The following is a 21,971-nucleotide window of genomic DNA, read 5'->3' as shown; positions in this document are numbered from 1 at the left end:
TAAGGTGTGAGTTATGGGTTATTTTTTCAGACGTTTGTCATTTTATCTTGTCGCGCTCCTGGTTGCGGCGACGTTAAACTTTATCATTCCGCGAGCAATGCCCGGTGATCCTGTCACCATGATGTTTGCCAACGCTTCCGTTCAGGTAACACCAGAACGTATCGAAGCAATGAAGCAACTGCTTGGCTTTGTCGACGGTCCTATTTACGTTCAGTACTTATCGTACATCAAGAACATTCTCAGCTGGGAGTTGGGGACATCAATCCAGTTCTATCCGCTATCGGTCAATAAACTGCTTGGCGGCGCGTTCGGCTGGTCACTCTTCCTGGCGGGTAGTGCTGTAGTACTTTCATTCTCGATTGCATCAATATTAGGCATCTTTGCTGCGTGGAAACGTGGTAGCAAATATGATGCTTTTGTTACTCCGGGTACACTCATCGTGCAAGCCATTCCTCAAATGGTTATCGCGATGCTGGCGCTGTTTACCTTTGCTATAGGGCTTAAATGGTTCCCTTCTGGCTATGCTTACACGCCGGGTACTGTACCGGACTGGACCAGCTGGGAGTTTTTGAAGAACGTCGGCTATCACGCTTTTCTGCCGCTATTCTGTGCAACCATCGTTCAGATTGGTGGTTTCTTAGTCAATATGCGGAATAACATGATCAACCTGCTCGCTGAAGATTACATCACGATGGCGAAAGGTAAAGGTTTAAGTGAGAACCGCGTGGTGTTCAACTATGCCGCACGTAACGCACTTCTTCCGAGTGTTACCGCCCTTTCTATGTCTCTGGGCATGGCCATCGGTGGTCAGCTTATTATCGAGATGATCTTCAACTATCCCGGCCTGGGCACCGTACTTCTGAATGCGATTCACGCACGTGACTATCAGGTACTCCAAGGCCAGCTAATCATCATGACCATGTTCATGCTCTGCTTCAACCTCACTGCAGACATGCTGTACATGATTCTAGACCCTCGCCTACGCAAGGGAGGCAAATAATCATGAAAAATCTATTCAAACTTATTTTAGGTAATGCATTTGCTCGCGTGGGGCTAGGCATTGTATCCATGTTCCTCTTTGTCGCAATCTGTGCGCCACTGCTAACTCAGCACGCACCAGACAGACGTACGGGTAATCCACATGAATACCCAGGGTTTGTTGTCAAACAGGCACAAAACAACCCGGATGGCTGGGTAGCACAAAACCTGGCAGATGATCGCCGCACCCTGCTGATGTCCAAAGATGGTGACCACCTGCTCGGCACCACCCGAATGGGCCGTGATGTATGGTCGCAAGTCGCCTACGGCGCACGCGTCTCGCTCGGTGTGGGTTTTGGCGCCGGCATCATTGTCTGCTTCCTTGCCACGGTTATAGGTATCTCAGCAGGCTACTTTGGCGGACGAGTTGACGACATCCTCAGTGCCGCGATGAACATCATGCTGGTGATCCCACAGTACCCGTTACTGTTTGTTCTCGCTGCATTTATCGGTGAAGCCGGCCCGCTCACCATAGCCCTGATTATCGCCGGGACATCCTGGGCCTGGGGCGCACGTGTGGTCAGGGCTCAAACCATGGCCTTGCGCGAGAAAGAGTTTGTCAAAGCAGCGGAAGTTCTGGGTGAGTCATCTTGGCGCATCATTTTCGTGGAAATTCTGCCCAACCTGATCCCGATTGTCGGCGCAAGCTTCATCGGCTCAGTCATGCTGGCCATCAACACCGAAGCGGTCATCTCGTTCCTGGGCTTGGGTGACACCAATACCATCAGTTGGGGCATCATGCTGTACAACGTACAAACCTCTTCGGCGATGCTTATCGGCGCATGGTGGGAAGTCTTGGCACCATGTATCGCGTTGACATTACTGGTAACCGGCCTGGCATTACTGAACTTTGCAGTTGACGAAATCGCCAACCCGCAGCTTCGTTCCCACAAAGGTATGAAGCGTTGGAAAAAAATGGCGGAAAAAGACAAAAAAGAGCGTGGGCCACAAGAGTTGACCCCACAAAATGCACTATGGAGCGGAGATAAATAACCATGACTGCACCACTCATTTCTATCCGTAACCTATGTGTTGACTACATTACAGATGCCGGCGACGTCCGTGCCTGCAACAACGTCAGCTTTGATATTGCCCCGGGCGAAATATTTGGCCTCGCCGGAGAGTCAGGCTGTGGTAAGTCCACCGTGGCTTTCTCGCTGATGCGCCTGCATAAGCCGCCCGCATTCATCACCGGTGGTGAGGTTATCTTCGATGGCGAAGACATCCTTCAATACAGCGATGGCCGCATGCAGTCATTCCGCTGGAGCGAAATGTCGATGGTTTTCCAGAGTGCGATGAACGCGCTCAACCCTGTTCTCACCATGGAAGAGCAGTTTTGTGATGTGATTATGCGTCACACGAATATGAACCGGGAGCAGGCCAAAGCGCGCGCCGCCGGTTTACTGGAAATCGTCGATATTCACCCAAGCCGCCTTAGCGACTACCCCCACCAGTTCTCAGGAGGTATGCGTCAGCGCTTGGTTATTGCTATCGCATTGGCGTTAAATCCTAAGATGATCATCATGGACGAGCCGACCACAGCACTGGATGTGGTGGTTCAACGTGAAATCTTACAAAAGATTTATGCGCTGAAAGAAGAGTTTGGCTTCTCTATTCTGTTCATCACCCATGACTTGTCATTGATGGTCGAGTTCTCGGATCGGATTGGCATCATGTATTCAGGTGAGTTGATCGAAGTTGCGCCTTCTAAACAAATTCTGGAAAGTCCATACCACCCGTATACCAAAGGGTTGGGTAGCTCTTTCCCTCCATTAACCGGCCCGAAAACCAAATTGACAGGAATTCCAGGTAATCCATTGAACTTACTTGAAATCCCACAAGGTTGTCGTTTCCAAGCCCGCTGTGACCGAGTCCACGAAGCTTGTACGAGAGTGCCAACTCAGCTACGCGAAATAGAACCCGGCCGTTTATCCAACTGCCATCTATACGGTGAAACCATCGCCAAGGCCAAAGTTTAACCTGACTGTCGCAAGCTAAGACCCAATTACACTGGAGAGAATTATGAGCAAACAACTCGGCGACCTGCTGATTGAAGGTAAAAATGTCGTCAAGGACTTTCCTTTAAACAGTAACTCGCTTAAACAAACCAAGATGCGGGCAATTAACGACGTATCGTTCAAAATGTACAAAAGCCGCGGATTGTCTGTGGTGGGTGAATCTGGTTCAGGTAAATCCACCACCGCCAAAATGATCGCTAAAATGTACGCTCCGACCGACGGCATTATCGAGTACAAAGGCCGCGACATTCAGGACATCACGTCCAGAAACGACTTGATGAACTATCGTGAAGGCGTACAGATGGTCTGGCAAGACCCGTTTGGCTCGTTAAACCCGACCCATAACATTTTCCACCACATTGCACGCCCTTTGCTGATCCACAAAAAGGTGTCACCGGGCAACAAGAAAGAACTCGAGGAGCGTGTTTACGATCTGTTAGAACAGGTCGGCCTGATCCCGCCTAAGGAAACCGCGCAGAAATTCCCCCACCAGCTGTCCGGAGGCCAACGCCAACGGGTTAACCTGGCACGTAACATTGCCGTCGGCGCAGAAGTCGTCCTGGCCGACGAACCGACTTCAATGCTGGATGTGTCTATCCGTGCCGGTGTACTCAACCTGATGGAAGAGATGAAGTTTGAAAAGCAAATGTCACTGCTCTACATCACCCACGACATCGCCACCGCCCGTTACATTGCCGAAGATCTAGCGGTGATGTATGTCGGCCATATGGTTGAATGGGGCGATACTGAAGAGATCATCCACGATCCACAGCACCCCTACACCCAGTTATTGGTTTCGGCGGTACCGGATCCGGCCAAATCGATTCACGAAAAACTCAAAGGCAACAAGGGAGAAATCCCGCTTTGGACACCTGAATCCGTAGGCTGCCCTTTTGCCGGCCGCTGTGTCCACGCAACAGACAAGTGCCGCGAACGCCTGCCTGATGTGACCCAACTGTCTGACAACCATTTTGTGCGTTGTTATTTATTTGAAAAATAATCATCACCCGGGTCAGGACACTCCTGACCCCTTTTCCCTTGATATATTGCTATTTTTCTGGAGATGTTAAATGCTGCTACTGACCAACCACATTGGCTATGAACTCCAAGGGCCCAAGAAGGCAGTGATTCAGACGAGCCAGCCTCGCTTATCCTCCTACACTGCATTGCTTGTCTGTGCACAGAGCCATCAAACCATTGCCAGCCTGCCGATAGAGCAACAAGGTAAGGTTGGCCACTGGCATCAAGGCTATTTCTATACCATCGACTTCTCCGAATTTGCCACTCCGGGTCATTACTATCTCCGCTTTGAACAACTGCGATCCGCTTCATTTGAGATCGCCGGGCATGTGCTACTGGATCGCACTTTATCCGACGTCATTCATTACTTTAAATCGCAGCGCTGCGGTGGCGTGTTTGATCAGCAAGACCGTAACGTGCCTTTATTAAACAGCAGCCGCACCACCGACGTCCATGGTGGATGGTACGATGCATCCGGAGACGTAAGTAAATATTTGAGCCACCTCTCTTACGCCAACTACCTCAACCCGCAACAAACCCCGATGGTGGTTTGGAACATGCTCAAAGGCCTGTCATTACTCGAACACAACGACAGTCTCGCCGCTTTTACCCGTGCCCGTCTGACAGAAGAGGCCCTGTTTGGTGCTGATTTTCTGGTTCGCATGCAAAGTGAACACGATTACTTCTACATGACCGTATTTGATAAGTGGAGTAAAGACACCACACAACGTGAGATTTGCGCCTACGCAACTCAGCTCGGTCACAAATCGGATGACTACCAAGCCGGTTATCGGCAGGGGGCCGGGATCAGCATCGCAGCTCTTGCGGCAGCCGCCCGCTTAGATATACAGGTAGAATACCACCAGCAAAATTACCGGGATGCCGCTGAGCGTGGTTACTGGCACCTTAGAGAGCACAATACGCAATATCTCAATGATGGCGAAGAAAACATTATTGACGAATATTGTGCGTTGCTGGCAAGTGTTGAACTGTTCAAAACAACCCGACAAGATCGTTACCTGGCAGAAAGCCGCATGTGGGCGAAACGCCTGGTAGCCCGTCAAACCAGCGACGAGCAAATCCAGCATTACTGGTCAGCAAACCAAGACGGCAGCCGCCCGTACTTCCACGCGGCAGAGGCAGGCCTGCCCGCTATAGCCTTATGTGAATACTTAGCCATTGACGACGATCTCGAGGTAGCCGCAGAGGTGACACAAGTCCTCCATCAGGCATGTGAATTTGAGCTCTCGATCACCAATAAAGTGACCAATCCATTTGGCTACCCGCGCCAATATGTGAAAGGCGTAAATGAGGCCAAACGTGACGCGTTTTTCGTCGCGCACAACAACGAATCCGGCTACTGGTGGCAAGGTGAAAACGCCCGGTTAGGCTCACTGGCCAGCATGGCCTACCTCGCGCAACCTTACATCAGTGACATCAAACTAAAAACTGAATTACACCATTTTGCCCAAGATGCCCTGAACTGGATCGTAGGCCTGAACCCATATGACATGTGTATGTTAGACGGGCATGGCCGCAACAACCCAGATTACCTTCCTCATCTTGGTTTTTACAACGCCAAAGGCGGTGTATGCAATGGCATCACCGCCGGCTTCGAGGATGAAGAGGACATCGCCTTTAATCCACCTGAACACAAAGATGACATGCTGCAAAACTGGCGCTGGGGTGAGCAATGGATCCCACATGGTGCCTGGTACTTACTCGCGATCATGAGCCAGGCTCAGCACATCTCGCATTTATGTCACTCTCAGACACTGACCGGGAAATAATCATGGGGATGTACTTTGTAGGTATTGATGGCGGTGGTACTTCATGCCGCGCTCGGATCAAAGACGCGTACGGCAACGTTATCGGTGAAGCGAAAAGTGGCAGCGCCAACATCATGCTGGGCGCAGAGATCGCCATGGAATCAATCATCACGGCCATTTCACTGGCGGCCCAACAAGGCGGTTTAACGACTAATGACTTTGCAGCGATGCACATCGGGTTGGCACTCGCCGGCGCAGAACATAACGCCTCATGGCAAGCCTTTATGTCACTGCCCCACCCGTTTGCCAGCATGACATTAAATACCGATGCGTATGGCGCTTGTATCGGCGCACATAACGGAGAAGACGGTGCGATCATGATCGCCGGTACCGGCTCTTGTGGCATTTTCCTGCAAGGACTGGAACAACACGTCGTTGGGGGACGTGAGTTCCCTATCTCAGATCAGGGCGGCGGTGCGGTAATGGGGTTACGCCTGATCCAGCAGGTGTTGCTGGCCGAAGACGGGATCCGTGACAAAACCGCCTTGGCAGAACATGTCATGGGTCACTTTGACCATGATGTTGATAACGTGGTGGCCTGGTCGAAACAAGCACTACCACGTGATTACGGCCAGTTTTCTCCGGCGGTTTTTCACCATGCCGAGCAGGGAGATACGCTGGCGATCGAGATGTTGAAGCAGACCGCAGCCGACATCGAGATGTTCCTGATCGCATTAAACAAGCGAGGTGCCACGCGTATTTGCCTGATGGGCGGTATCGCCGAGCGCATCTTGCACTGGTTATCTCCCTCGGTTCAGCAATGGGTGGTCATGCCACAGTTTGATGCGATTGAAGGCGCACTGATGTTTGCTGGCAAACCAGAGCATAACCTGTACACGCTGACGCTAGAGTAGGAGCAGATATGGAATATCGTGTTGATTTGGTTGTTCTGTCCGAACAGAAGCAAAACTGCCGCTTTGGACTGACTTTTCATAACTTAAGCGATCAGGATCTGCATAACTGGAGCCTGACTTTTGCCTTTGATCGCTACATTCTTCCCGACAGCGTTTCTCACGGCGAGCTTAATCAAATAGGCAGTTTTTGCACCTTGAAACCTGAAGAGATGCTACTCGCTGCAAACCATCACTATTACTGTGAATTCAGTATTGGTTCAAACCCTCTGCGCTACTACTCGGATGGGTTAAAAGAAGCCATCCTAAACCACGTGGTTAACGGTCATCATCAGCGCGTCAGCGTTGATGTGACACCTATTATGTTAGCTTCTCCGTATCGTGAACGCAGCGTTATCCCTGAGAGTTCAGCGCATCCTCAGCCACTCCTGCCGAAACCCAATAACATCAAAGTAAACGACCATAACTTTATCTTTGATGCTCAAGCGGGAGTGGCGGTGTACAGCGATCTGGCCTGCTCAGCCAAAAACTGGCTCCTGGATGAACTGCAACGCATTCATCAGTTTGCACTGACCTCCTCTCACAGCAGCAAAATTCTGTTCAAAGGCAATCCAACACTGGATAAAGGTTGTTATAAGCTGAACATCACGCCAGCGGCGATCAAAATTGAGGCCGGCTCGCCCTCGGGATTTACTCACGCTTGTGCGACCTTACTGCAGCTAATCCAAGTGGATAACGCATCCGGTGCCATGACCGTTGCTTGTTGCTCAATCAAAGACAGCCCGCGTTTTCGCTATCGCGGAATGATGCTCGATTGCGCTCGCCATTTTCACTCGGTAAAACAGGTCAAGCGCTTGATCAACTTTCTCGCCCATTACAAATTCAATACCTTCCACTGGCACCTGACCGACGACGAAGGCTGGCGCATCGAGATCAAGTCGCTGCCCGAACTGACCGATATCGGCGCATGGCGCGGGATTGATGAAGCTATCGAACCGCAGTTCAGCCATTTGTCTGAGCGTTATGGGGGATACTACAGCCAGGAAGAGATCAAAGAAGTGGTGGCCTACGCCGCAGAAAGGAGCATCACAGTCATCCCTGAAATTGATGTGCCCGGACACTGCCGCGCCGCGATCAAATCACTGCCACATTGGCTTGTGGAAGCCGAAGACACCACCGAGTATCGCAGTATTCAGCACTATAACGACAACGTCCTCAATCCGGCCCTGCCCGGCAGTTACCAGTTCATCGACAAAGTGCTGGAAGAAGTCGCGCTCCTGTTTCCGGCGCCTTACGTTCACATTGGCGCCGATGAAGTACCCAATGGGGTATGGTCCAAAAGCCCGGCTTGCCAGGCGCTGATGGAACAACAGGGTTACACCGATCACAAAGAGTTGCAGGGCCACTTTTTACGCTATGCCGAAGACAAACTGCGCAAACTGGGTAAACGCATGCTCGGCTGGGAAGAAGCACAGCACGGTAGCAAGGTCAGCAAAGATACCATTATCTACTCCTGGTTAAGTGAAGATGCCGCATTAAACTGCGCTCGTCAGGGTTTTGATGTGGTGTTACAACCGGCGCAAACCACCTATCTGGACATGACGCAAGATTATGCACCAGAAGAACCCGGTGTGGACTGGGCAAACCCGCTGCCACTGGAAAAAGCTTACAACTACGAGCCATTAGCCGACATACCGGCGAATGATCCGATCAGAAAGCGCATTTGGGGCATCCAAACCGCCCTGTGGTGCGAAATCATCCACAACCAATCACGGATGGACTACATGATTTTCCCTCGCCTGACCGCCATGGCAGAAGCATGTTGGACTGAAAAACAACACCGCGATTGGACCGACTATTTATCACGTCTGAAAGGACATCTTCCCCTGCTCGACCTGCAGGGGGTGAATTACCGCAAACCGTGGAAGTAATACCAAGCCAGATGCTGATACATCGCGCTTAAAGAGTTTTTAAATTTATGGCTGCAGGCGCAGCTTAGTTAAAAGGAAATACACAAATGAAATACGGCTATTTCGATAACGAGAATCGTGAATACGTCATCACTCGCCCTGACGTACCGGCACCATGGACCAACTACCTGGGTACTGAAAAGTTCTGTACCGTTATCTCGCACAACGCGGGTGGCTACTCGTTCTACAACTCTCCAGAATACAACCGTGTTACTAAATTCCGTCCCAACGCGACATTCGACCGCCCTGGGCACTATGTTTACCTGCGTGATGATGAAACCGGTGATTACTGGTCAATTTCATGGCAGCCGGTAGCCAAAAGTCTGGATGAAGCCAACTACGAAGTGCGTCATGGTTTGTCATACTCTAAGTTCAAGTGTGAATACAACGGCATCACCGCAACCAAAACCCTGTTTGTACCAAAGGGTGAAGATGCTGAAATATGGGATGTGGTAATTAAGAACACCTCTGACAAACCACGTACCATCAGTGCATTCTCATTTGTTGAGTTCTCGTTCAGCCACATTCAATCTGATAACCAAAACCATCAGATGTCTCTGTACTCTGCGGGGACGGCATACAACGAAGGCGTAATTGAGTACAACCTGTACTACAACACCAACGACTTCGAAGGCTTTTACTACCTTGCTTCAACGTTTGATCCAGATTCATACGACGGCCAGCGTGACAGCTTCCTCGGCCTTTACCGTGACGAAGCCAACCCGTTAGCGGTAGAACAAGGTAAGTGTTTCAACACCGCGCAAACCTGTTACAACCACTGTGGCTCTCTGCACAAGCTATTCACTATCCAACCAGGAGAAGAAGTTCGCTTCGCTTACATCCTAGGTATCGGTAAAGGCAACGGTGAGCGTCTGCGTGCGAAATACCAAGATCTGGCAGAAGTCGACAATGCATTCGCAGGTATTAAAGCACACTGGGATGAGCGCTGTGGCAAATTCCAAGTGACATCGCCAAACGAAGGCCTGGACACCATGATCAACGCCTGGACGCTATACCAAGCGGAAACCTGTGTGGTGTGGTCTCGTTTTGCTTCATTCATCGAAGTCGGTGGCCGTACTGGTCTTGGTTACCGCGACACGGCACAAGATGCAATTTCAGTCCCTCATGCTAACCCGGCCATGACGCGCAAGCGTATCGTTGACTTGCTACGTGGTCAGGTGAAAGCGGGTTACGGCCTGCACCTATTCGATCCCGACTGGTTCGATCCAGAGAAGGCAGACGTTAAACCCTCCAAATCGCCAACGGTTGTTCCTACTCCGTCTGATGAAGATAAGATCCACGGTATCGAAGACACCTGTTCTGATGACCACCTGTGGCTGGTACCAACCATCTGTAAGTACGTGATGGAAACCGGTGAGCACAGCTTCTTCGACGAAGTGATCCCTTACGCAGATGGCGGCGATGCAACGGTTTATGACCACATGAAAGCCGCACTGAATTTCTCGGCTGAATACGTAGGTCAAACCGGTATCTGTAAAGGCCTGCGTGCCGACTGGAACGACTGCCTGAACCTAGGTGGTGGCGAGTCTTCAATGGTGTCTTTCCTACACTTCTGGGCACTGCAAGAGTTCATCGATCTGGCCAAATACCTGGGCAAAGACGCGGACGTTGAGAAATACACTGAAATGGCAGCCAACGTTCGTGAAGCGTGTGAAACCCACCTTTGGGACGACGAAGGCGGCTGGTACATCCGCGGCCTGACCAAGAATGGTGACAAGATCGGTACAGCGCAACAAAAAGAAGGCCGTGTCCACCTAGAGTCAAACACTCTGGCGGTTCTGTCTGGTGCGGTGTCTCAGGAACGTGGTGAGAAAGCGATGGATGCAGTCGACGAGAACCTGTTCTCTGAATACGGCTTACACCTAAATTCACCGTCATTCGCGACACCAAACGATGACATCGGCTTCGTCACTCGCGTTTACCAAGGCGTAAAAGAAAACGGCGCAATCTTCTCGCATCCAAATCCATGGGCTTGGGTAGCGGAAGCGAAACTGGGCCGGGGTGACCGTGCAATGAAATTCTATGACGCACTCAATCCCTACAACCAAAACGACATCATCGAAAAACGCATTGCTGAGCCTTATTCATACGTGCAGTTCGTGATGGGCCGTGACCATCAGGATCACGGCCGCGCCAACCACCCGTGGCTGACCGGAGCCTCTGGCTGGGCCTACTTTGCGGTCACCAACTTTATCCTTGGTGTACGCACCGGATTCGATGGTCTGACTATCGACCCGTGCATCCCAACCGACTGGCCGGGGTTTGACGTCACTCGCCAGTGGCTGGGGGCAACATACCACATCAAAGTGGTCAACCCAGACTCAGTAAGCAAAGGCGTTAAGTCAATTACAGTGAACGGTGAAGCGGTAAATGGTACATCGGTACCAGTTCAAGCTGAAGGTTCAGTAAACGAAGTTATCGTTACTCTAGGTTAATCATCTTTTAGGGGAGTCCTTCTCCCCTTTTGATTTATCCGGTGCACTTGAGTTTGATCAGTGCATCGGTTCGCTAGCAAAGATTTAAGATGCGGTGGGATTCCGCTCTTCTCGAGGATCGAATTATGATCAAATTTGGTACAGGTGGCTGGCGTGCATTTATCGGTGAGGAATTCACTAAAGATAATGTACGTTTAGTTGCTCAGGCAGTCGCAAATATTACGAACAACGAATCCGTAGCTGATCGTGGCTTTGTGATTGGCTATGACCGTCGCTTTCTTTCTGATAAGGCTGGTCGTTGGTTCGCTGAAGTATTAGCTGCAAACGGCATTGTGGTCAGCTTCATCGATAAATTTGTTCCGACCCCTATCGTGATGTTCAAAGCGAAGGAAATGGGCTGTGCTTACTCAGCATGCATTACTGCATCGCACAACCCGGCGGATTACAACGGCATTAAAGTCTTCATTGAAGGCGGTCGTGACGCTGATGAAATCATCACACAAAAAATCGAATCACAAATATCAACGTTAACCGCACAAGACGTAAAAAGCGTCGACTTTGAACAAGCGGTTGAAGACAAACTGATCCAAGTGATCAACCCAATGAACGAGTTTGTCGACTCCATCATCGACTTTATCGACATTGAAGCGATCAAAAAAGCCAACCTGCGGGTCCTGATTGACCCAATGTTTGGCGTGGCAAAAAATGCCCTGCAAACCGTCCTGATCAACGGCCGCTGTGAAGTGGACGTGATCCACGATGGTAAAAATCCCGATTTTGGCGGGTTAATGCCGTCACCCAGCGCTGCCACACTGTACCGGTTGATGCACCTTGTCGCCCATGAAGGCTACGACATCGGTATCGGTACCGACGGGGATGCTGACCGGCTGGGGATTATCGACGAGAAAGGCCACTTCATTCATCCCAATGAAGTACTGATCCTGCTGTACTACTACCTGTTGGAATACAAAGGCTGGAAGGGTTCGGTAGTACGTAACCTCGCCACCACCCACTTGCTGGATAAAATCGCCGCCGATCATGGTGAGCAGTGTTTTGAGGTTCCAGTAGGCTTTAAGCACATCAGCTCTCAAATGGAAGCTGACGATTCATTGATTGGTGGCGAAAGCTCTGGCGGTCTAACTATTCGCGGTCACATCAAAGGTAAAGACGGCGTATTCGCTTCCAGCCTGTTGGTAGAAATGATTTCAGTAACTGGCAAAAAGCTTTCTGAGTTGCTGGATGAAATCTACGGTAAGTACGGCTATGCATACATGGCTGAAGGCGATTGCAAGTTCAAACCGGCGCAAAAAGAAGTATTGTTCAACAAGATTTATGTTGAAAAGCAGTTGCCTGAGTTTGAGTTTGAAATCGAAAAAGTCAGCTACGACGATGGTGCGAAAGTGTACTTCAAGAACGGCGGTTGGATCATCGCCCGCTTCTCTGGCACTGAGCCTCTGTTACGCATCTTTGCCGAAATGCAAGATAAAGACACGGCAGAACGTGTTCTTCAACAGTTCAAAGGTTTTCTGTCTTTGTAACTGCCCCGGTGCCTGCTCCGGGCACCAAACCTATAGGTGAAGAACAGTTGCCCGGCACGATTGCCGGGCTTTTTTGCCTAAGCGTTAGAAAGCCAGCACGCCCAGGGTTTCTACTTTAACCGCTACAGGCTGGCCAATATTCAAAGGCTCAGAAGAAGTCGCCAGCAATAAACTGCCCTGAACATCAATAACGTAGCGGCAGTGATCGCCCATAAACTGTTGTTCAGTGACCGTCACACTGCTATCCTCGGCGGCACTGATTTGCACATGTTGAGGCCGGAGCAATAGCTCGCATCCGGTGCCCAGTTCGATAGGATGCTGCGCGGTTGCCTCAATCAGCCCCAGCTCAGTATCAAAACCGGTTTCAGACACCCGTTTGGCGCGTAAATAACTGCCTCCACCGAGGAAATCCGCCACGAACTTACTCGATGGCTGGTAATAAAGCTCGCTTGCGGTGCCGTACTGCTCAATCACCCCATGGTTCATCACTGCCATCTTATCCGAGAAGGCAAACGCCTCTTCACGACTGTGAGTCACGAAAATGGCCGTCACGCCCTGCGCCTTGAAAATCTTACGAATTTCAGCGATCAACTCATGGCGGACTTGGGTATCAATATTGGAAAACGGTTCATCCAACAGCAAAAGATCCGGTTTGTATGCCAGAGAACGGGCAATGGCGACACGCTGCTGCTGGCCCCCTGAAAGCTGGTGCGGGTAACGCTCGCCATACCCGGACAAATGCACCAGCTCTAACATTTCCTCAACTTTGTCTCTTTGTTCCGCCCCAGGTAGTTCACGCAGACCAAACGCGATATTCTGCGCGACCGTCAAGTGAGGAAACAGCGCGTAGTCCTGAAAGATCATGCCAATATTGCGTTGCTCGGGCGGCAACCAGTTATCTCCGTCATCGATCAGGGTACAATTCAGACTCATGGTGCCGGAGCTAAGAGGAAGCAGACCGGCGATCGCTTTCAACAGCGTAGTTTTACCACAGCCACTGGCTCCCAACAGGCAGACGATCTCACCCTGCTCGACTTCCAGTGATAATGATTCGAGCACCGTTGTCTGCTCATCGTATTTACAGGTCAGATTTTTAATCGATAATGCGCAGCTCATCAGTGGGAATGCTCCAGTGAACGGTTAACAATAACTAAAGGCACCAAGCCAACCAGCACCAGCAAAACCGCCGGCATAGCAGCCAGTTCAAGGTGTTCGTCAGAAGCGAAGTTATACACATAGGTTGCTAGGGTTTCAAAATTAAACGGGCGCAACAGTAGCGCGGCATTGAGTTCTTTCATCGACTCAATAAACACCAGCAACCCTGCAATCAGCGCGCCCCGGCGGACCAACGGGAAATGTACCCGCCACAGCATGGTATTAGCATTACAACCCATAGTTCTCGACGCCATATCAAGCGATGGGGAGACTTTACTCAAACTGCTCTCAATACTGCCGATGGCGACCGCAGAAAAACGCACCACCATGGCGAATATCAGCGCAAACATTGAGCCGGAAAAAATCAGCCCCGGCCGGTTCCAGGCCAGATAGCTGGCAATGTCGTTCACCATATGATCCATAAACAACACCGGCACCATGACTCCGATAGCCAGCACAGTACCAGGAACAGCGTAGCCCATTGACGACAGACGCATAAACGCCAGGCTCTTGCGCCCCGGATTCACGCGCTGGCAGAAATTGACAACCAACGCCACCGCGACACCAATGACCGCAGCGGTAAACGACACCGAGAGGCTGTTGACTGCGTATTCGCGAAACTCTGCGGTCCAACTCTGAGCAAAGTACTGGTATGCGTAAATTAGCAGTTGCCCGAGCGGAAAAATAAACGCCACACACACCAGCCCCCAGCACCAGACCAACGCCAGCCATTTTTTCCAGCCTTGCAGCTCATAGCGAAAGTCTTCACGGCTACTGAACTGATTCTGGAATAACTTCTGCCTGCGACGGCTGTAACGTTCTGAACTGAGGAGTACGATCACCACCAACAACATTATGGCCGAAATCTTGGCGGCAGCCGTTAAACTGGAATAACCCAGCCAAGTATCGTATACCGCAGTGGTCAGCGTATTGACGGCAAAGTAGCTAACGGTGCCGAAATCCCCCAGCGTTTCCATGGCCACTAATGACAGGCCGACTGCAATAGAAGGGCGCACTAACGGCAATGAGATACGACGGAAACTTTCCCAGGGAGAGCACTTCAATAGCCGGGCAGACTGAAGCAACGACACATTCTGCTCCATAAACGCAGCGCGGCACAGCAGGTAGACATAGGGATATAGCACCAGCGACAGCACGATAACCGCACCACCGAGCGTGCGTATGTCCGGGAACCAGTATTCCCCCGGCCCCCAGCCGGTAATATCACGCAACAACACCTGGACCGGTCCGGCAAAATCAAACCAGTCGGTAAAAATATAACCGACAATATACGCTGGCATCGCAAGCGGCAGCACCAGTGCCCACTGCAAAAAACGTTCACCGGGGATGCGGCACATGGCCATCACCCAAGCGGCTGGAATACCAAAGAAGGTAGACAGTACCATGGTACCCACGACCAGCACGATCGTGTTATACGCGTAGGTAGGCAAGACCGTGGAGATCAAATGAGAGAACAGCTCATTAGTTTCGCCAACAGCGGTGGTGAATATCGCTAAGATCGGTAAAACCAGTAACAAAGCGAGCACTCCACTACTGGTTTTCCATAGGTAATTTCTTTCTTTCATCGCCTAATTACAACGAGGCGGTATGAAACTTAAATGCGTTTGCAAATAAATCTCATATCCCTTTCACAAATTAAGGGTATTTATACCTATATACCCGAATGACTTCAAGCTGTTGTGTCCAAAGCCGTGAGCTAAAAAAACCACAACCCCAAGCCGGTCATGACAGAACGACTTGAGGTTGTGCGTAAACGAGATCTCGCCTGAACAGTTACAGGTCAAACTTCACTTCATCCAACAACTTGATCGCCGCTTCATGGTACTCGGCAATTTCGTCGAGAGAAATCGTGTCGGCTTTAAAATCGCCCCAAGATGCCACCAGCTCAGAACGCTTCACCCCCACTTTCACCGGGTACTCGTAGTTCACTTCGGCATACATGCTCTGCGCCTTATCACCCGACAGGAATTCCATCAACTTGACCGCATTGGCTTTGTTCGGCGAGTACTTCGCCATCGCCATGCCAGAAATGTTCACGTGCGTACCGGTACTGTTCTGGTTAGGGAAATTGATGTACACCGCATCTGCCCATGCTTTCTGCTGTTTGTCATTGATCATCTTACCCAGGTAGTAGCTGTTACCCAGAGATACGTCACACAAGCCTTCTTTGATCGCTTTCACCTGAGCACGGTCGTTGCCCTGAGGTTTGCGCGCCAGATTGGCCTTCACCCCTTCCAGCCAGGCTTTCGCTTCTGCTTCACCCTTGTGTGCTATGATTGAAGAAACCAGCGAGACATTGTACGGGTGCTTACCGCTGCGGGTACAGATCTTACCCTTGAACTCCGGCTTTGCCAGGTCAGCATAGTCAAAGTCCTCCCCCAGACGGCCAACACGGTCGCGCGAAGAGTAAACACTACGGGTACGTGTGGTTAACGCGAACCACTCATTGTCAGTATCCTGGTACTGAGCAGGAATGTTCTGCTCTAACACATCACTTTCGACAGGCTGGACTAGCTTTCTGTCAGTTAACTCGGCTAAGCGGCTGATATCCGTAGTCAGTATCACATCTGCCGGGCTGTACTCGCCTTCTTGGGCCAGTTTTTCGGCTAAACCTTTTTTAGCAAACTTAACGTTTACTTTGATGCCTGTCTCTTTAGTGAACTCGTTGAACATTGGTTCAACCAGGAAAGGTTGGCGGTAAGAGTAGACGTTCACTTCTTCTGCTGCGATGGCGGTTGGGGCAATCAGTACGCCCGCGATTGCAGAAAGAGTCAGCACTTTTTTCATCGGGTCAATCCTCAAGTGTTGTAATGATAATATTTCTCAGTTGTGTTATTATATTCATGTTGAGTTAGAACACAATATCAACCAACAAAAAAAAACCCGCTCAGGTGAGCGGGCTTTTGATAGTTTTGTTGTTAAGTCTGTATCAGATCACATTATGGCGATCTATTGTGACGAGCTATTTCACCGTGACAAACTCAGGGTAGGCCCCTACACCACAGTCGTGCATATCCATACCTTCCATCTCTTCTTCTTCTGTTACACGAATACCCACTGTAGCCTTCAGGACAGCCCATACCACTAAGCTTGCACCGAATACCCAGGCAAAGATAACTGCAGCTCCAAGAAGCTGGGCACCGAAAGTCGCATCACCGTTGCTCAGAGGTACCACCATCAGGCCAAAGAAACCACACACACCATGTACAGAGATAGCACCGACCGGATCATCAATCTTCAACTTGTCCAGGCCAATGATACTAAACACCACCAATGCTCCTGCGACTGCACCGATTGCCAGTGCATTCAATGGTGAAGGAGACAGAGGGTCAGCAGTGATCGCCACCAGACCGGCCAGCGCACCGTTAAGGATCATCGTCAGATCCGCTTTACCCCAGGTAGTTTTACACACCAGTAGTGCCGCAATTGCACCTGCTGCTGCTGCCGCGTTCGTATTTAGGAAAATCTGCCCCACCGCGGTTGCGTTTTCAAAGTCAGAAACCATCAACTGAGAACCGCCGTTAAAGCCAAACCAACCGAACCAGAGAATAAAGGTACCCAGTGTGGCCAGTGGCATGTTAGAACCAGGAATTGGGTAGATTTCACCGTTTTTGCCGTATTTACCTTTACGAGCGCCGAGCAACAGAACACCGGCTAACGCTGCGGCGGCCCCCGCCATGTGTACAATACCTGAGCCTGCGAAGTCGCTAAAACCTGCTTCTGACAAGAAGCCCCCCCCCCATGTCCAGTAACCTTCCATTGGGTAGATAAACGCCGTTAATACTGCGGAAAAGATCAGGAAAGACCAAAGCTTCATACGTTCCGCCACCGCACCAGAGACGACAGACATTGCGGTTGCGACAAATACCACCTGGAAGAAAAAGTCCGATTCCAGTGAGTGGTCAGCCCCTTCCCCCTGGGTACCAATCAATGCGCCGAAGGAAGGCAGCCAGCCGCCTTCATCATTGCCGACATACATAAGGTTATAGCCGACCAGCAGATAGGTGGTACAAGCAATTGCGTAAAGGCAAAAGTTTTTGGTCAGGATTTCAGTGGTGTTTTTCGAGCGGACCAAACCCGCTTCCAGCATGGCAAACCCGGCTGCCATCCACATTACCAACGCACCTGAAATAAGGAAGAAAAAGGTGTCGAGTGCGTAACGTAACTCCGTTACCGTAATTGTTAAGTCCATAATGATTCTCCAATCCCTTGAATTCTTAAAGCGCTTCTGCGTCCATTTCACCCGTACGGATACGTACCGCATGATTCAGGTCGTAGACAAAAATCTTACCGTCGCCAATTTTTCCGGTCTGTGCGGCTTTAGTGATCGCTTCAACCACACGCTCTACGTTGTCGGCATGCGTCGCGATTTCTAATTTTACTTTTGGTAGAAAATCGACCTGGTATTCAGCCCCTCGATAGAGCTCAGTGTGACCTTTCTGACGACCGAAGCCTTTCACTTCAGACACGGTCATCCCTTCAATGCCGACATCCGCTAACGCTTCGCGCACATCGTCCAGTTTGAATGGTTTGATAATGGCACTAATAATTTTCATTGAATCCTCTCTGAAACTGTCATCCTTAAACAGTTGGATTAATCCAATCTACGTGCCAAGTTTTTATCTTATTGTTTTTTAAAGCAATTAATCAAATTAATACTGCAATCCAAAAAAAAATCGCACCATCATGGTGCGCCCTCTTCCCAACGATAAAGCAACCGCTTCACGGTTACCCAAAACTGTGCATTAAATATTCAAAAAGTCTTTCCACTGCTCAATTAGGCCCGCGAAATCCTCAATACCACAGCTGGCGGTACTCTCTGCATCATAGAAATCAAACTCGCTTTCCATCTCAACATCATACTCATACCCCAGAGTATTCTCTTGTACCAGGACTTCATCCCCCTGAAGCGTCAACGTGATTTCCATGCCGGTCAGGCTATGCTCTTCAGCGGGCAAAGAAAAAGACTGCTCAATCAACGCTTCCACCTGAGCAATTTTTGCCGGATCTTTCCCAATTTCTTCTTGCAGCCAACGGCCTACAATCTCATGCCCCATACTGCATTTGACATAGTACTCGCCCATCAAGGTATTACGGATGAATTCAAATTCCATCGAGATTGCCTTTACGTATCAAATTGGTGCGGAGTATAACCAATTAAACCAACATTCCCAACTGGCTTCATGCGTCTTTGTGGCGAACGGAATCCGACATTTCATTCTGCTTCAGGAATAAAAAAAGCACCTCTGTTGAGGTGCTTTTGAAACTGGCTGACGCTTATGCCGGTTCTTGGAAGATCACTTGATCCGCCTTCTTGGTGTACTGTTCCATACGGTGGAAGTTAAGGTAACGGTAGGTATCTGCTGCCGTCGCATCAATCTGATCCATGTAGGCCAGGTATTCATCTTTGGTTGGGATCTTACCAAGTATCGCCCCTACCGCCGCCAGCTCCGCAGATGACAGGTAAACATTTGCCCCTGTACCCAGACGGTTCGGGAAGTTACGGGTTGAGGTAGACATCACGGTCGCTTTGTCTGCAACACGTGCCTGGTTACCCATACACAACGAACACCCCGGCGTTTCGATACGCACCCCGGCACGGCCGTAAATGCCGTAGTAGCCTTCTTCCGTCAGTTGGTCACGATCCATCTTGGTTGGCGGCGCCACCCACAGGCGGGTATCAAGCTGACCACTAAACTTCTCCAGCAGTTTACCCGCCGCACGGAAGTGGCCAATATTGGTCATACAAGAGCCGATGAACACTTCATCAATCTGCGTACCCTGAACTTCCGACAACAGGCGCGCATCATCCGGATCATTTGGTGCACACAGAATCGGCTCATTAATGTCAGCCAGATCAATTTCGATGATGTGCGCGTATTCCGCATCAGCATCCGCTTCCATCAACTCAGGGTTAGCCAGCCACTCTTCCATCGCAGTGATTCGACGCTCGATAGTACGACGGTCACCGTACCCTTCGGCGATCATCCACTTAAGCATGGTAATGTTCGAGTTGAGATACTCTTCGATAGACGCTTGCGATAGCTTAACCGTACAACCTGCTGCTGAGCGCTCTGCCGATGCATCAGACAGTTCGAATGCCTGCTCAACGGTCAGGTGCTCAACACCTTCGATCTCCAGCACGCGGCCTGAGAATTCGTTGATTTTACCGGCTTTCTCAACCGTCAACAGACCTTGTTGGATTGCGTAGTAAGGGATCGCGTGTACCAGGTCACGTAGCGTGATACCCGGCTGCATTTCACCTTTAAAACGCACCAGGATTGACTCTGGCATATCCAGTGGCATCACACCGGTAGCTGCGGCAAAAGCAACCAAGCCAGAACCGGCCGGGAATGAGATCCCCAGAGGGAAACGCGTATGCGAGTCACCACCAGTACCGACGGTATCAGGCAGAAGCATACGGTTCAGCCATGAGTGGATAACACCATCACCCGGACGCAGAGAGACACCGCCACGGTTCATAATGAAATCAGGCAGTGTGTGGTGGGTGTTCACGTCGACGGGTTTTGGATACGCAGACGTGTGACAGAATGACTGCATGACCAGATCAGCCGAGAAACCAAGACAGGCAAGATCTTTTAGCTCGTCACGCGTCATCGGACCGGTGGTATCCTGAGAACCGACGGTGGTCATCTTAGGCTCACAGTATTGACCTGCACGTACACCTTCTACGCCACACGCTTTACCTACCATTTTCTGTGCAAGGGTGTAACCTTTATCAGAAGCAGAAGGATCAACCGGCTTAGCAAACAGATCGGTTTCTTCCAGGCCAAGAGAAGTGCGAGCACGGCTAGTCAGGCCACGGCCGATGATCAGTGGAATACGGCCACCCGCACGCACTTCATCCAGCAATACTTTGCTTAGTTCAAAGCTGGAAATCTCTTCGCCGTTTTTGCGCACAACGCCTTCGTATGGGTAGATATCAATCACATCACCCATGTTCATGCTTTGTACGTCCAGCTCAATCGGTAGTGCACCGGAGTCTTCCATAGTGTTGTAAAAGATTGGCGCAATCTTACCACCCAGGCAGATACCGCCTGTGCGTTTGTTTGGTACGAATGGGATGTCTTCCCCCATAAACCAAAGCACTGAGTTGGTGGCCGATTTACGTGAAGAACCGGTACCAACAACATCGCCCACGTAGGCGAGTGGGATGCCGTCTTTTTGCAGCTCTTCAATTTGCTTGATAGGACCAACGCTGCCCGGCTCATCTGGGTTGATACCTTCTCGCTCCATCTTCAGCATCGCTTTCGCGTGCACTGGGATATCTGGACGAGACCAGGCGTCTGGAGCTGGCGACAGGTCGTCGGTGTTGGTTTCACCGGTCACTTTAAATACTTTAACGGTAATCTTTTCCGCTACTTTCTCTTTCGCTGTGAACCATTCAGCATCCGCCCAAGATTGTAGAACTTGCTGTGCGAATGTATTGCCTGCTTTGGCTTTTTCTTCAACATCATAGAAAGCATCAAACATCAACAGGGTATGCGATAACGCTGTCACTGCGATTGGCGCCAGTAGGTCATCATCAAGGAACTCAACTAACGGAGCGATGTTGTAACCGCCCTGCATGGTACCCAGTAGCTCGGCGGCCTTTTCACGGCTCACCAGTGGTGATTCCACTTCACCTTTTGCAACAGCCGTCAGGAAACCTGCTTTTACATAAGCAGCTTCGTCCACACCGGGTGGAATACGATTCTCTAGCAGGTCAAGAATGAAGGCATCTTCACCTTGTGGGGGATTTTTCAGAAGTTCAACAAGTCCGGCAACTTGTTCTGCGTCCAGCGGTTTAGGAACAACTCCTTCAGCAGCACGCTCTGCGACGTGTTTACGGTAGGCTTCAAGCACGACTTTTTTCCTCTCATTGCGGTTCCTCCTTTTTATTACTGTTTTTCAAAGTAAAGGAGTAAACATCCTTGGAAATTGGCTCTCCATTGCCCTTGTTTTCATTCAATTCAGATTGAGAAACAGCGCCGTAGAGGCCAAACTGTGGGCGAAAGAATAGCAAATTTAACCTTAAATTAAAATCTCATCATTTTGACCAACATAGCAACTTA

16 protein-coding genes are annotated in these 21,971 nt (G+C 50.4%); 9 read left to right on the top strand and 7 right to left on the bottom strand.

Annotated features, from left to right (window positions below):
* The first annotated feature begins 13 nt into the window (after nucleotides 1–13).
* The 9 genes from P2G85_RS11035 (at nucleotide 14) to P2G85_RS10995 (ending at nucleotide 12,720) form a co-directional block, all read left to right on the top strand.
* On the top strand, nucleotides 14–1,000 hold the full coding sequence (locus P2G85_RS11035) for an ABC transporter permease (protein ID WP_275864135.1): 987 nt from the start codon (nucleotides 14–16) through the stop codon (nucleotides 998–1,000).
* A 2-nt stretch (nucleotides 1,001–1,002) separates the two neighbouring features.
* Complete coding sequence (locus P2G85_RS11030) at nucleotides 1,003–2,031, top strand: ABC transporter permease (protein WP_275864134.1); 1,029 nt, start codon at nucleotides 1,003–1,005, stop codon at nucleotides 2,029–2,031.
* 2 nt (nucleotides 2,032–2,033) lie between these two features.
* Entirely contained in the window at nucleotides 2,034–3,017 is a 984-nt protein-coding gene (locus P2G85_RS11025; RefSeq protein ID WP_275864133.1) for an ABC transporter ATP-binding protein, read from the top strand.
* 43 nt (nucleotides 3,018–3,060) lie between these two features.
* Complete coding sequence (locus P2G85_RS11020) at nucleotides 3,061–4,056, top strand: ABC transporter ATP-binding protein (protein WP_275864132.1); 996 nt, start codon at nucleotides 3,061–3,063, stop codon at nucleotides 4,054–4,056.
* A gap of 70 nt (nucleotides 4,057–4,126) precedes the next feature.
* Nucleotides 4,127–5,866: a glycoside hydrolase family 9 protein gene (locus P2G85_RS11015; protein WP_275864131.1), complete on the top strand. Its 1,740-nt coding sequence runs from the start codon at nucleotides 4,127–4,129 to the stop codon at nucleotides 5,864–5,866.
* Nucleotides 5,867–5,868: 2 nt separating this feature from the next.
* Nucleotides 5,869–6,759 (top strand): N-acetylglucosamine kinase, encoded by an 891-nt coding sequence (locus P2G85_RS11010; RefSeq protein WP_275864130.1) that lies wholly within the window; start codon nucleotides 5,869–5,871, stop codon nucleotides 6,757–6,759.
* An 8-nt stretch (nucleotides 6,760–6,767) separates the two neighbouring features.
* Nucleotides 6,768–8,687: a family 20 glycosylhydrolase gene (locus tag P2G85_RS11005; protein ID WP_275864129.1), complete on the top strand. Its 1,920-nt coding sequence runs from the start codon at nucleotides 6,768–6,770 to the stop codon at nucleotides 8,685–8,687.
* Nucleotides 8,688–8,773: 86 nt separating this feature from the next.
* The gene (locus tag P2G85_RS11000; RefSeq protein ID WP_275864128.1) at nucleotides 8,774–11,182 is read left to right on the top strand and encodes a N,N'-diacetylchitobiose phosphorylase; all 2,409 of its coding nucleotides are present in this window, start codon (nucleotides 8,774–8,776) and stop codon (nucleotides 11,180–11,182) included.
* Nucleotides 11,183–11,307: 125 nt separating this feature from the next.
* The gene (locus tag P2G85_RS10995; protein ID WP_275864127.1) at nucleotides 11,308–12,720 is read left to right on the top strand and encodes a phosphoglucomutase/phosphomannomutase family protein; all 1,413 of its coding nucleotides are present in this window, start codon (nucleotides 11,308–11,310) and stop codon (nucleotides 12,718–12,720) included.
* An 84-nt stretch (nucleotides 12,721–12,804) separates the two neighbouring features.
* Here P2G85_RS10995 and P2G85_RS10990 read toward each other — a convergent pair whose 3' ends face one another.
* The 7 genes from P2G85_RS10990 to acnB form a co-directional block, all read right to left on the bottom strand.
* A complete protein-coding gene (locus tag P2G85_RS10990) occupies nucleotides 12,805–13,836 on the bottom strand; it encodes an ABC transporter ATP-binding protein (protein WP_275864126.1) in 1,032 nt (343 codons plus the stop codon).
* Complete coding sequence (locus P2G85_RS10985) at nucleotides 13,836–15,461, bottom strand: iron ABC transporter permease (protein WP_275864125.1); 1,626 nt, start codon at nucleotides 15,459–15,461, stop codon at nucleotides 13,836–13,838. The genes P2G85_RS10990 and P2G85_RS10985 overlap by 1 nt, the downstream gene beginning before the upstream one ends.
* 208 nt (nucleotides 15,462–15,669) lie before the next feature.
* Nucleotides 15,670–16,683 carry a Fe(3+) ABC transporter substrate-binding protein gene (locus P2G85_RS10980; protein WP_275864124.1) on the bottom strand — a complete coding sequence of 338 codons (1,014 nt, stop codon included), beginning with the start codon at nucleotides 16,681–16,683 and terminating at the stop codon, nucleotides 15,670–15,672.
* 175 nt (nucleotides 16,684–16,858) lie between these two features.
* Entirely contained in the window at nucleotides 16,859–18,088 is a 1,230-nt protein-coding gene (locus P2G85_RS10975) for an ammonium transporter (protein WP_275864123.1), read from the bottom strand.
* A gap of 25 nt (nucleotides 18,089–18,113) precedes the next feature.
* Entirely contained in the window at nucleotides 18,114–18,452 is a 339-nt protein-coding gene (locus tag P2G85_RS10970) for a P-II family nitrogen regulator (RefSeq protein ID WP_275864122.1), read from the bottom strand.
* Nucleotides 18,453–18,641: 189 nt separating this feature from the next.
* Complete coding sequence (locus P2G85_RS10965; RefSeq protein ID WP_275864121.1) at nucleotides 18,642–19,010, bottom strand: YacL family protein; 369 nt, start codon at nucleotides 19,008–19,010, stop codon at nucleotides 18,642–18,644.
* A 163-nt stretch (nucleotides 19,011–19,173) separates the two neighbouring features.
* The gene (gene acnB / locus P2G85_RS10960) at nucleotides 19,174–21,762 is read right to left on the bottom strand and encodes a bifunctional aconitate hydratase 2/2-methylisocitrate dehydratase (protein ID WP_275864120.1); all 2,589 of its coding nucleotides are present in this window, start codon (nucleotides 21,760–21,762) and stop codon (nucleotides 19,174–19,176) included.
* Nucleotides 21,763–21,971: the final 209 nt, after the last annotated feature.

Source organism: Vibrio sp. CAU 1672 (genome assembly GCF_029223195.1).
GTDB lineage: Bacteria > Pseudomonadota > Gammaproteobacteria > Enterobacterales > Vibrionaceae > Vibrio.
The sequence above is the reverse complement of the archived record's forward strand: the minus strand, read 5'-3'. Positions and strand labels throughout refer to the sequence as shown.